Raw genomic sequence first — 12,698 nt, 5'->3', positions numbered from 1 at the left:
GTGAGGAGGTGGAAACGACATCTAAAGAAGAATATGGCTTTACAAATGGAATAATGGAATTTTCAAGGAAGAATTTTAATAACCCTCAAGGAGGAGGAAATAATAATGCGAGTGTATCATAATATTCCTGCACTTTTCGCTTACAATTCTGTAAGCCAGACAAATGGTTCCCTTCAGAAATCCATTAACAAACTTTCCACAGGTCTTCGTATTAACAGTGCTGCTGATGATGCGGCTGGACTTGCCATCAGTGAAAAAATGCGCGCTCAGTATAAGGGATTGGATCAGGCAGTGAACAACGCACAAGACGGCATTTCCATGATCCAGACTGCTGAAGGAGCTTTGAACGAAACTCATTCTATTCTTCAGAGAATGCGTGAACTGAGCGTACAAGGTGCAAACGATACTCTGACCTCTCAGGATCGTCAGTACATTCAGCTTGAAGTGGATCAGCTTCGAGATGAAATTGACCGTATTTCCGGAACAACCCAGTTCAACAAAAAGAAGCTTCTTGATGGTTCAGCTTCTGTGCTCTGGTCTACAGATCAGCTTGAGACCAAAGTTTTTGTACGTGGCGGACTTCGCACAATCGACCAGTATGGTCAGAAGATCGTAGCTGAAGGCAACTACAAGCTTTCTGTTGAAGCCAAGGCAGGACAGGCTCAAGTGCAAAAGAGCGATATCTTCAAGGTAAAGCATGACGATGTTATCGCTGATGTTTCTGGCAAAGAAGCTCTTGGTATTAAAACTCTTTCTGGAGAAGGACTTGTCCATGCGAGCGCCAATGCTACTTCTGTGAAGATAAATGCAACTTTAACAGGGGCTACCACAACTAACGTGACCTTGAGCTATAGCTTTGGTGCGCAAAATAATGTCCCCTCTGGCTTTACGAGCTTTCTTGCAACTGCTGCAAAGACAATGTTCACTGGAAATACAGTGAATGGCTCGGTTTTGTGGGAAGTAAAAGCCATTAATGGAGATAAGGTAACATTTAACATTAAAGTGCAGACTATGGGTTCTACTGCTGGTAAGGTAATGCAGAGTGCGGAAAAAGACATTACTATTGATTTCGCTGCTGCAGATGCTGAAACTGCTTTAGCTGCCACTTCTGCTGCGGGGCTTGCCTTTAAAGCTTTGACTGGTGGGAATGTCACAAGCACTATGATTACTGATGTCAAAGTAGGAGAGCAGTTTATAATTAATGTGGGACGTCAGGCAGCTGATGCTTCAGAGGATGGGCTTAAATTTACAGTGACACCGGATAATGGTAAAGCACAGACCATGCAGTTCTATTTTGCTGATGGTGCAATAAACGATACGCAGAAAGAATTGAAGTTCTGGGCTTTTGATGAGGATGGCACGGCTCAACTTTCTACTTACAAGTTTGGCATGGGAACACTAGCAGCTGGTGAAGCTACTTTCCGACAGCTTGACGCTGGAGATGAAGCCTACGCAGATGTGAGCCTTCGAGACCTCGACAAGTTCTGGGATGCTTCTTCTGGGCGTTTCCTTATCGACGATCCTCAAACCATTAAGCTCGTTCAGGGAGACGGTAAAGATGCCAGTATTACTCTCTATAGTCAGGATACCCTTGGAGATCTGGCCTTAAAGCTTAACAACGCCATTTCTTCTGGCTTAGACCAAATAAAAGTATTGGATGCAGCAAATCGTGACGATAATAAAGCGAATTTCGCTAACTTTGTAGAGAAGGATACGGACAATACTCCCTATTCTGTGCGAGGAACCTTGGTTATTTCCAGCGCTATTACAGGAAAGGCTGGAAACTTGAACTTCATTGGCGATGAGGATGTAGTAAAAGCTCTGAGCCTGAATGAAGTTCAGAAGGCTACAGAAAACACATTCAATGTAAGAGTTACTAATGCCCATACTGGTACGAACGTGAATCAGGTAGAGGTAACTGGTAATCAGCTTGTAGGAGTTGTACATTCCAATATAGACGTTGAAATTGATGCAATGGCTGGCCTTGAAGCGAAGTGGGATGATGCGGCTAAGAAATGGACTGTTTCTGCTACTGCTCAGGCCTATGATACTACTGTTCACCTTGCGGATAACACAACGGTATTCCAGATCGGTGCCAACGAGAAGGAAGACATGGGAGTCTACATTGGTGATATGAGTGCTCGTTCTCTTGGGCTCAATAAGGTTCTTGTAACCGATAGGGAGGCTGCGACGCGGTCCATCACGGTTATCGATAGCGCTATAGATCGTGTGTCCAGCCAGAGAGCGAACCTTGGTGCATACCAGAATCGTTTGGAGCATACTATCAATAACCTGACTACTGCCAGTACGAACCTGACCGCTGCTGAAAGCCGTATTCGTGACCTTGATATGGCCAAAGAGATGATGACCTTTACGAAGCTCAACATCCTTATGCAGGCTGGTAACTCCATGCTTGCTCAGGCTAACCAGTTGCCGAACGCTGTTATGCAGCTGCTTCGGTAGGTAAAAAAAGAGAGATATATCGTGTCGTAAGAGGGGCTTAAAGCCCCTCTTTTTATAAAAGAGGAATGGAGGAACTATAGTGGATATTTCATTTAAACAAGGGATCGCCTCCAGTCCTGTTGGTATGTCGCTCTCTCCTTTGCCTATTCAGCAGGTTGGGGTTAGTCGGGGTGCGAGTAATTCATCTCGCAAAGAGCTTCCTCTTGTGCAAAATAAGGAAGAACTAAAGAATGTGCTTTCCCAAGCGGAGGAAATAGTTCGGATTTTTGATCGTAATTTGAAGTTCAAATATGTGGAAGAAGCCGATCTTTTTCAGGTTGAGGTAATTGACACTGTGAAAGATCAGGTAGTACGGAAAATTCCACCCGATGAAGTCGTGAATCTTGTAAAACACGTACAAGATTTGCTTGGGATGATGTTAGATGTGAAAGCATAAATGCTCAAGCCGGCTTCAAAGCCGGCTTTTTATTATTTACTGTAAATGGTGTTCTTATACCTCAGGAACAAAATCCCTTAATTAGTTTAGGTTGAATGAGATTAATAGGGAGAGACAATAAATTGAACTATGGGGCGTTTAAGGAAATCAATAGGAAATATAGCAAAGATATAAATATGCAAAATCTTAACAGAGATTTGACTTGGAAGATTAAAAGTGCAGAAAAACATCGAGAACTAGCCTTAAACTACGGGCGTAAAGGATGTATAGAAAAATGCCCTATATGTAACCGATCTAATCACGTGAAATTTGTAACAATTTATGGTTTCGATTACGAACAATGTCTAAATTGTGGTCATATTTATTTAAGGGATATAATAAGTAACAAAGAAATAAAACAACTTTATCAAGGAGGTCAGAACAAAAATCTGCAACATACGGTCTACTTAAGCGAAGAGCTTTTTGAAAAAAGAGTAGAACAAATAGCCTCTCCTAAAGTCGAATGGGTTTCTAGCGAAGTAAAAAAGAAAGGACTTTGGATCGATATAGGTTGTGGAACAGGGGAAATTTTATTCGCAGCTCAAGGTTTAGGATATAAAGTTTTAGGTATAGATGCGGATACAGAAGAAATTGAATTTGCTAGGTGTAAGGGAATCAATATTATATGTGATTATGTGAGTGATTCAAATGCTCATAATTATTTAGTGAATGGCAACATTATTTCTCTTTTCAATATATTAGAACATTTAGAGAATCCTGTTTCTATGTTAGAAAATATTAGTGCTAACATAATGGAGGGTACATATATAGTTATGGAGATTCCAAGACATCCGTCGATCAGTAGCTTTAGTAACCTGATTTTTAATGAAATGGCATGTAGGCATATATACCCTCCTGATCATATCCATATATTTACAGAAAAATCTGCGGAAATTATGCTTAAAAAAGCGAAATTAAAACCAATAAATGTATGGACTTTTGGACAAGACATATCCGATTTTATTATGACTGCTTCGGCAAGTAAAAATATAACAAAAAGTAGTTTTATAGACGATTTAATGAGTGTGGCTCCTGTTTTGCAAAAAAGAGTTGATGAGCTAGGCTTTTCTGATACGATGATTATTATATGTAAAAAATAACCTTATTTATGTGTTTTGGGGTGATAAATGATGCCTTGCTTTAGAATAGGGAAACGCTACATTGGAGAGGGGTATAGCCCTTTAGTGATAGCTGAGGTCGGTATAAATCATGAGGGGAGTTTAGATAAAGCTTTCCAAATGGTGGATGATGCGGCCCTTGTCGGTTGTGAGTGTATAAAGTTTCAGTCTCATATTATAGAAGATGAAATGGTTCCTAGCGCTCAAAATATAATCCCTTCTAATGCAGAAGAGTCTATATGGAACATAATGAAAAGATGCTCTCTTTTAGAGGGAGAAGAGAGAGAATTAAAAAAGTATGTAGAGAGCAAGGGGCTTATTTTTTTAAGTACTCCTTTTTCTCGTGCAGCAGCTCTTCGTTTGGAGCGTTTGGGTGTTGAAGCTTATAAAATAGGGTCGGGAGAATGTAACAATTATCCTTTGGTAGAACTCATCGCTTCCTTTAAAAAACCTGTTATATTAAGTACCGGTATGAATGATATTGCATCAATAATGGTGTCTGTAAATATTTTACGAAAATATCAAGTTCCTTTCGCTCTTTTACACTGTACAAGTATGTACCCTACACCCTATGATAAGGTTCGCCTAGGAGCTTTACACCAGTTAAAAGCGGCTTTCCCTGATGCAGTTCTAGGGCTTTCAGATCATTGCAAAACAATTTATCCGTGTTTGGGAGCAGTGGCTCTAGGTGCTTCTATAATAGAGAGACATTTTACTTCTGATAAAGCATGGCCGGGGCCAGATATCCCTATCTCTATGGATCCTAAGGAGCTAGGGGAACTTATATACGGAAGTAAAGCTATTTATAAGGCTCTAGGAGGGACAAAGGATATTCTTCCGGAAGAAAAACCAACTATAGATTTTGCGTATGCCTGTGTTGTTGCAGAAACAGATATAAAGCAGGGAGATATATTAACAGAAACGAATATATGGGTTAAGCGACCAGGAACGGGAGAAATTCCGGCAAGTGAATATCGTTCCATTTTAGGGCGTAAGGCGAAAAGTAATATTTTTGCAGGGAATCAGATACGATGGGAGGATCTATTGTAGTGGTTCAAAAGAAAGTGATTCTCTTTATTTCGGGAACAAGGGCAGATTATGGCAAGTTAAAACCTTTGATTCGTGGCGTTAAGCAAACGTCTTCCCTTGAATGCAAGGTTTTTGTTACGGGGATGCATACGTTGGCTAGATATGGCTATACCGTTAACGAATTTGAAAAAGATGGCTTATCTGAACATATTCACGTATTTATGAATCAGATATATGGAGAGCCTATGGATCTGGTTTTGTCTAATACAGTTGCTGGCTTATCTAGGTATGTTCACGAAGTGACGCCGGATATGATTGTTGTACATGGGGATAGAGTGGAAGCCTTGTCGGGGGCGATTGTTGGTTCATTGAATAATATTTTAGTTGCTCATATAGAGGGTGGAGAAATATCGGGAACAATTGATGAAACCATACGTCATTCCATAACTAAACTTGCCCATCTTCACTTCGTGGCTAATAATCAGTCAGCGCAAAGGTTAGTGCAGATGGGGGAACTTAAAGATTCTATTTATGTTATAGGTTCCCCAGATATTGATATAATGCTTTCTGAAGATTTGCCCTCTATAGAAGAGGCGAAGCAACGTTACGATGTTCCTTTTGACAAATATGGAATTTTTATGTTTCATCCAGTTACAACAGAGCTTTCTTCTTTGAGAGAACAAATAAAAGAAATTTGTTTGGGAATAGATGAAAGTGGAAGGCAATTTATAGCTATATATCCTAATAATGACCCTGGCTGCGATATTATATTGGAAGCATATAAAACATTACAAAAATCTTCGCGATTTCGTTTTTTCCCGTCTCTTCGTTTTGAATTTTTTCTTACTTTTCTTAAAAATGCTGATTTCATAATAGGAAATTCCAGCTCGGGCATTCATGAAGCTCCAGTTTATGGAATTCCCACTATCGATATAGGTTCTCGTCAGAATGGTAGAACCAGTCTCCCTTCAGTCCTAAATACTCCTCCTCAGAGAACAGCCATTATTGGTGCTATACATAAGGCTATTAACATGAAAGAGAGCGAAATAGCATCCTCTTTCCAATTTGGCGACGGAAAAAGCACAGAGCGTTTTTTGTCTGTCCTTCTTGGAAAACATGTTTGGGAGAGATCTCGTCAAAAACAGTTTCAGGATTTATTTTTAAGAAAAGAGGATGGTTATCTGTGAGATGTATTGCTATTATTCCAGCCAGAGGAGGGAGCAAGGGGATACGAAGAAAAAATATGCGTATTCTCGGCGGGCAACCTCTTTTAGGATGGACAATTCAGGCAGCATTGCAATCTAAATGTATTGATTATTGTTGGTTAACGACAGAAGATCTAGAAATTGCTGAATATGGACGTTCTTTAGGTATACAAGTGATATCCAGACCAGTGGATCTTGCTAGAGATGACACGCCTACAGCCCCAGTAGTTCTTCATGCCCTTGACGCTATGGGGATACATAGTTGTGGGAAGGAAGAGATAGTGTTGCTTCAACCGACATCTCCTTTAAGAAATTCTTTACAAATAGATGAGTGTATCAGATCTGCAAGAGAAAAACATTTCAATTGTGCTGTGAGCCTTACAGAGGTTAATCATACACCTTATAAAATGTTTGTGGAGGAAGGTGGAAAGCTAACTCCGCTGATGGGGCAAGAGTATTTTGAAATGCCAAGACAAAATTTACCTAAGACATGGAGAATAAATGGAGCAATATATTATATCCATTCAGATATTTTTTTAAAAAAACAGCGTTTCATCAATTCCCCTTTTTACCCCTATTTTATGGACGAGGAATCGAGTGTGGATATAGATAGCGAATCGGATCTTCTTTATGCAGAGTATCTTCTTAGAAAGAAACTGTAAAATTGGGCAGAGATATAGTTACGTTTTTATGGAATCAGTATTTCCCACCTAGACTTATAATTGTTTCAACGTTACAATTCCTGGAAGTGAGTAACTTTTCCGTTTTGGGGGAGGTCTTTGAATGATAGCGTCAAGAAGGTTGGTTTTTATTGTTTCTCTGGCTCTTTTAGCGATGTTTCTGCTCGCTGGCGCAGCTATGGCTGAGGAAAAAATAGGGGTTATTGATTCTCAGAAAATTGTGTTCCAGCACCCTAAGTTTGAAGGGGTAACCCAGCAGTTGAAGACCATCAGCCAGACCAAAGAAAACGAAATGAAAGCTGCTGTTGAAAAAGAGTCTGATCAGAACAAAAAGATGGAAATCTATCAAACGAAGCGGCATGAACTGGCTATGGAAGAGCAGCGCCTGATGGAGCCTCTTTTCAAGGAAGCACAGATGGCTGTAAGAACTGTAGCTAAAATGAAGGGCATCACCGTGGTGATCGAAAAAAGCGCCGTATATTTCGGTGGCATTGACATCACTGATGATGTTGTTCAAGAACTGAAAAAGAGTGCTGCTACGAAGTAACGCATAGATTAGAGAAACAGATGAAGACCGTTCAGGGTTGTGTCCGTTTTGGCGCAACCCTCTTTTTGTATAGAGAAACGGAGGAAATATATGAAGAGGAAGATGCTTGTAACCGATATTGACGGAACCCTTTCCCATGGAGAAATTGTGCATCCTCATGTTATTGCAGCCTGTGATCGCTTGCGAAATCACGGATGGGAGATCATGGTAGCGACAGGGCGTATTTTAGCCACAGCTATTGACCATATTAAATCCATTGGTGCTTGGCTCCCGGCAGTAGTTTATGATGGAGCCCGGCTTATGGAACCCCTTTCGGGAAAAGTTTTGTGGGAGGCAACCCTCCCCACTGACGTTGTGGAAGAAGTTCTTCACATCGGTTGGCAGGTCCCTCTTGAGATGCAAATATTTACCGATGAATCTGCAATATGCCGTAAAACAGACGAAGAGACTCGAAGATTCCTCACTCGAGCCAATGTTTCAGTAGACGATACTCTGCAAACACCTCATGTAACAGAGCGAGTTTTTCGTATTATATTTTATGGAGACCCCAGAGAAATATTGCGTCTTGAAGAGCATATTGGGGCAGTTCTTGGAGACGTTGTCGATGTAATGCGTTCAGGCGACGACTTCCTTGATGTAGTGCCTATAGGGGTATCTAAAGGAGCAGCTCTTTCTTGGTATCTAGAGCGATTGCCTATTGCTCCAGAAGTTGTTGTAGCGGCTGGAGATCATTGTAATGACCTTGCTCTTTTTGATGAGGCTCATATTCGTGTAGCGCCAGAGGATGCTGTTCCTCAAATTCTTGAACGTGCCCATATCATTATGCCTTCTGTAAAAAAACAGGGATTTGTACATCTGGTCGATTACCTCCTTTCAGGCCGTTGGTCCGATGGCAGAGGAAGCAAACGTGTAGTATTATAAAAATATATAGATATTTAACTTTTACTACTATGAGAAGCAAGGAGGAGCTATAAATGCCAGAGATTCGTCGTTGGGTTCTTGAGCAGATGGAGTATCCTGAAGATTGTAATATTATTCTTGGGCAGAGCCATTTTATAAAAACCGTAGAGGATCTATATGAAGCCCTTATCACTTCGTCCCCTTCACTTCAGTTCGGAATTGCTTTTTGTGAGGCATCAGGTGATTGCCTTATTCGCTGCGATGGTAATGCCGAAGATCTTATAACAATAGCTGTCAATAACGCTAAAAAGCTGAGTTCAGGGCATACTTTTATCATAGTGCTTCGCAACGGATATCCCATTAATATTCTTGACCGCATTAAAAACTGCCAGGAAGTCTGCCGCATTTTTGCAGCGACAGCGAACCCCATTCAGGCTGTTATCTGTGAGTCCGAGCAAGGGCGAGGTGTTGTGGGGGTTATAGACGGATTTATTCCTAAAGGTGTTGAAAAAGAAGAAGACGTAATGGCGCGAAAAAAGCTGTTGCGGGATATTATTGGGTATAAACGGTAAGTAGAAATCGTGAAGGTTTTACGAAAGATCTCATTTGTTGCTTTTGTTGCGGGTGTAATTGTTTGTTTATTAATTGGGCCGAGCTGCGGGGCAGTCTTGTCTCAAGACCAGCAGACAGGCTTAAAGGAAGGGTGGATTTGGATCGTTTCTGTTCTGCCTCCAGCAGGGGGATGGGAGAGCGATGAGGGACAGTCCATCTCTCTTGCCCTCTCCATACTAGAAAAAGAGACGAATGAAAGTGCCCGGGGTCTTGCCGGATACGATGTTTTGTTTGTGAAAGAGTCTCCTCTGGAAGTGGGGAAAACAACTGAACGGTTAGGCGAGTGGAGCAATCGTGTGGCTCTTTTAAGTTTTTCTGGTGATCATGTAGATAAAGAGCTTATCCCCCAAGTGGGAGTGATGGGGCCTCTTTTTCTTTCTGCTTTTGGAGAAGGAGTTTCTCTACGTGATACGACGGGGAAAGTGTATCCCTACGCTTTTGCCCTCGATTTGCCTTTATCATACAGAGCAGGGGCTTTGGCTCAATATGGGGAAAAAACGCTTTCCAAAGGGGTGCCTGTAGCCCAGTTTGTAGATGGCCTTGACCCTGTTTTATCGATGTGTGCTGATTTGTATGCAGCTCTTGCCGACCAACGTGGACGCTCATCTTTGTTTTTGGGGAAGAGGGGGGCGGGCGATAATGGATACCAGATGGAATGTCAGGAGGCTATACAGGGAGGGGCGAAAGCTTTTATCCTCTGGCTGGATGCTCTATCTGTTACAGATATCTATCGGCAGCGTCATCAAAGAGGAGAGGCTTTTGCTCTCTGGTATGGCGGAGAACCTATTGATAGAGAGCTGTTGAGGTGTACTGGCTTGATAGCGGTAAGCCAGAAAAGACCCTTGGAGGAAGATCCATATTTGGCTGTCCTCGAAAGAAAAATATGGCAGATTACGAGAAAACATATTCCAGATCGCGTGGCAGCGGCGCGGGCCTGGACAAGTGGCATGTGGCTTTTATCAGCCCTTCAGAGGGCTGGGACGTCTTCTCCAGATGTTATAGCTAAAGGGATGACAGATGTAGAAGGCATTACTTTAGGGAAGGAACCTTTGCGTTTTAACTCTTTAACACACCGTCCTGAAGAGCGGCAAGTTGCGATTATGAAAGTAGAAAACAATAGGTTTCAGACAATAGCTGTGTTGAAAGTTCGAGGTGCAAACGCAGACTAAACAGAGAGGTGGGAGGTTGGGGGGATGAAACTTCGTGAAGTAGTAAGGCACATTCATGGCGAAATATTGTATGGTGAAAATTTGCTCGATACAATAGAGATTGAATATGCTTATGGAGCTGACCTTATGAGCGATGTTTTAGCTTTTGCACGACCTGGATCCTTGCTTCTTACAGGGCTCACAAATGTACAGATTATTCGTACGGCACAAATGCTTGATATTCCAGCGGTAGTATTTGTACGTGGGAAACGACCGCAGGAAGGGGCGGTGAAATTAGCTGCTCAGCTGGAAATGCCTGTAATTTTATGCCATAACAGTATGTTCGAGACGTGTGGAATTCTCTATAGAGAGGGAGTCCTGCCCTGCGATATTCCTGCCAGAGAGGTGTAGGTTTTGGTACAGGAGCCGTACATAGAAGAATATACTGTGGCAGGACGGGATTTTATGGCTATAGGCGAAGCTTCTACCCAGTTCAAAGCTACGATGAAAATGTTGGGTATTGCCTCAGATATTATCCGCCGCGCCTCTATTGTTGCTTATGAAGCAGAAATGAACCTTGTCCTTCATGCAGGTGGGGGGACTATTCGATTAGCTGTGTATACAGATCGTCTTGAAATATGGGCGATCGATACGGGGCCAGGCATTATCGACATAGATCTGGCTATGCAGGAAGGATATTCCACTGCTTCAGATGAGGTGCGAGAGTTGGGCTTTGGCGCGGGGATGGGGCTTCCTAACATTAAACGGCATTCAGATAAGATGAAGATTGACTCTGTGATAGGGAAGGGAACTGTTTTAAGCGCCACTATTTTCTTTCACAAGGGCTAGAGAGAAGGGGGTATTCTCATGGCTGGCGGAGTCAGGGTTCAGGAGGTACGGTGCCGAGGTTGTGCGAATTGCATTAAAACGTGTCCCACTGAAGCGATGCGGGTATTTACCGGCTGTGTCCACATAATTTCAGATCTCTGTATCGATTGTGGTGAGTGTATTCGTAAGTGTCGAGAAAAAGCCATAATTCTCAATGAAGACGAGTGGGAACTTCTCAGATCCCAGAAAAAGCTTGTTCTTATTGCAGATCCTTGTTTCTATGTGCAAATTGGTTCATATGAGTCTCCTTCCCTTGTTAAAGAGGCTTTGGAATCTGATGGAATGGAGGATGTTCTAGAGTATGAAGCAATGGCATTTGATGTAGCGGCATATGCCATTGCCCGCTCTATAGAATCTGAAAAAGTAGAGCGCCTCCCTTTGATTTCTACCTACTGTCCTGCAGTTATACGATTGATCCAGATCAATTTCCCCGAACTTACCGGTCGTTTGGTGCCTGTAGAATCCCCTTTGGAGTCAAGTGTTGCTTTATGGCGAGATGCTACGGAACGAAAAGATGATATTACCCTCATTGCGCCTTGTCCTGCGAAAATGACTCTTGTTCGAAACCCTGTAGGACGAGAGTTGAGTACTATCGCTTATACTGTGTCGGTTCGACGGGTTGTCCACGACATTCTTGCTGGAAGCCCCAAAGTTTCTGGAGAGGTTCTTCATAAAACAAATGATCGGTGGTTGAAGTGGTCTATAACCGGTGGAGAGTCTCGCCACGTGGCATCTTTTTCCCATCGCCCCTTACGCACTGTGGCAGTATCGGGGTTACGAAACACCATGGATCTTTTAACTGAGCTTGAGCTAGGACGTCTGGGAGGGGTGGATTACGTGGAGTGCCGGGCATGTGATTTAGGGTGTATTGGAGGGGTAGGTACTCATGAGTCCCGGTTCCTTTCACGATTGCGTATAGACGACATGAAGATGGATTGGAGCATTTCTGAGGAAGAAATGGCTCGGATCATCAGTTGGTATGAAAAAGGGATTTGGCAGTTGGAACAGGCAATTGAACCTAAACAGAGGCTTCCTCTTTCTAGCGACTTAAGTGAGGCGATGGCGAAGCTCAAAGATATGAATGCTATTTATGCAGAATTGCCCCATATTGATTGTGGCTCATGTGGTCGTCCATCCTGTCGAGCCATGGCTGAAGATATAGTGCGAGAGAAGGGTGAAATGACGGATTGCATTTTTAAGCTTCGTGAACGAATTCTTGACTTGAGTAAAGAGATTTCTAATTTGTCAGGGAGAGTGCCTCATGCTTTTGGCTCGTAAAGGAGGGGCGATTTTGAATACTCAGACTGTAGTAGAGAAACTTAGTCTTGAAGTTGTAGCAAAAGGTAGAGAGGATATAAATGTAGAGGGAGCTATTGCTGGCGATTTATTGAGTTTTGTCATGGCTTCAGCAAAAGAAGGATGGGTATGGATCACTGTCCAGACTCATTTGAATATAGCGGCAGTTGCTGTTTTAAAAGATATCCCCTTAATTATCGTAGGCGCAGGACGTCGCCCAGTAGAAGATTTAATAGAGAGGTGCCGCGAGGAACAATTGACTCTGGCATGTTCTTCCTTGCCTGTTTTTGAAATATGCGGGCAATTATATGAAATGGGATTGCGGGCATCTGTATAA

14 protein-coding genes are annotated in these 12,698 nt (G+C 42.4%); all 14 read left to right on the top strand.

The features are described from left to right. The first annotated feature begins 105 nt into the window (after positions 1 to 105). On the top strand, positions 106 to 2,463 hold the full coding sequence (locus B4J50_RS00530; protein ID WP_286846367.1) for a flagellin: 2,358 nt from the start codon (positions 106 to 108) through the stop codon (positions 2,461 to 2,463). A 79-nt stretch (positions 2,464 to 2,542) separates the two neighbouring features. Further along, complete coding sequence (locus tag B4J50_RS00525) at positions 2,543 to 2,899, top strand: flagellar protein FlaG (RefSeq protein WP_024822516.1); 357 nt, start codon at positions 2,543 to 2,545, stop codon at positions 2,897 to 2,899. Positions 2,900 to 3,021: 122 nt separating this feature from the next. Then, complete coding sequence (locus B4J50_RS00520) at positions 3,022 to 4,038, top strand: class I SAM-dependent methyltransferase (RefSeq protein ID WP_286846366.1); 1,017 nt, start codon at positions 3,022 to 3,024, stop codon at positions 4,036 to 4,038. A 27-nt stretch (positions 4,039 to 4,065) separates the two neighbouring features. Continuing rightward, entirely contained in the window at positions 4,066 to 5,106 is a 1,041-nt protein-coding gene (locus B4J50_RS00515; protein ID WP_286953873.1) for an N-acetylneuraminate synthase family protein, read from the top strand. Beyond that, the gene (gene neuC, locus B4J50_RS00510) at positions 5,106 to 6,272 is read left to right on the top strand and encodes a UDP-N-acetylglucosamine 2-epimerase (RefSeq protein WP_286846363.1); all 1,167 of its coding nucleotides are present in this window, start codon (positions 5,106 to 5,108) and stop codon (positions 6,270 to 6,272) included. Before B4J50_RS00515 ends, neuC begins: the two co-directional genes overlap by 1 nt. Beyond that, the gene (locus tag B4J50_RS00505; RefSeq protein WP_286846362.1) at positions 6,269 to 6,952 is read left to right on the top strand and encodes a cytidylyltransferase domain-containing protein; all 684 of its coding nucleotides are present in this window, start codon (positions 6,269 to 6,271) and stop codon (positions 6,950 to 6,952) included. Before neuC ends, B4J50_RS00505 begins: the two co-directional genes overlap by 4 nt. 121 nt (positions 6,953 to 7,073) lie before the next feature. Continuing rightward, a complete protein-coding gene (locus B4J50_RS00500; protein ID WP_024822511.1) occupies positions 7,074 to 7,517 on the top strand; it encodes an OmpH family outer membrane protein in 444 nt (147 codons plus the stop codon). A gap of 90 nt (positions 7,518 to 7,607) precedes the next feature. Then, positions 7,608 to 8,438 (top strand): HAD-IIB family hydrolase, encoded by an 831-nt coding sequence (locus tag B4J50_RS00495; protein WP_286846361.1) that lies wholly within the window; start codon positions 7,608 to 7,610, stop codon positions 8,436 to 8,438. A gap of 53 nt (positions 8,439 to 8,491) precedes the next feature. Continuing rightward, positions 8,492 to 8,989, top strand: coding sequence for an adenosine-specific kinase (locus B4J50_RS00490; RefSeq protein WP_024822509.1), 498 nt, complete (start codon positions 8,492 to 8,494; stop codon positions 8,987 to 8,989). A 9-nt stretch (positions 8,990 to 8,998) separates the two neighbouring features. Beyond that, entirely contained in the window at positions 8,999 to 10,198 is a 1,200-nt protein-coding gene (locus B4J50_RS00485) for a hypothetical protein (protein ID WP_286953871.1), read from the top strand. A 24-nt stretch (positions 10,199 to 10,222) separates the two neighbouring features. After that, on the top strand, positions 10,223 to 10,588 hold the full coding sequence (locus tag B4J50_RS00480) for a DRTGG domain-containing protein (RefSeq protein WP_024822507.1): 366 nt from the start codon (positions 10,223 to 10,225) through the stop codon (positions 10,586 to 10,588). A 54-nt stretch (positions 10,589 to 10,642) separates the two neighbouring features. Further along, positions 10,643 to 11,026, top strand: coding sequence for an ATP-binding protein (locus B4J50_RS00475; RefSeq protein ID WP_286846390.1), 384 nt, complete (start codon positions 10,643 to 10,645; stop codon positions 11,024 to 11,026). Between the two features lie 18 nt (positions 11,027 to 11,044). Next, positions 11,045 to 12,343, top strand: coding sequence for a [Fe-Fe] hydrogenase large subunit C-terminal domain-containing protein (locus B4J50_RS00470; RefSeq protein WP_286846359.1), 1,299 nt, complete (start codon positions 11,045 to 11,047; stop codon positions 12,341 to 12,343). Between the two features lie 13 nt (positions 12,344 to 12,356). Further along, complete coding sequence (locus tag B4J50_RS00465; RefSeq protein WP_286846358.1) at positions 12,357 to 12,698, top strand: serine kinase; 342 nt, start codon at positions 12,357 to 12,359, stop codon at positions 12,696 to 12,698.

The organism is Aminobacterium sp. UBA4908, assembly GCF_002398115.1.
GTDB lineage: Bacteria > Synergistota > Synergistia > Synergistales > Aminobacteriaceae > Aminobacterium > Aminobacterium mobile.
The sequence above is the reverse complement of the archived record's forward strand: the minus strand, read 5'-3'. Positions and strand labels throughout refer to the sequence as shown.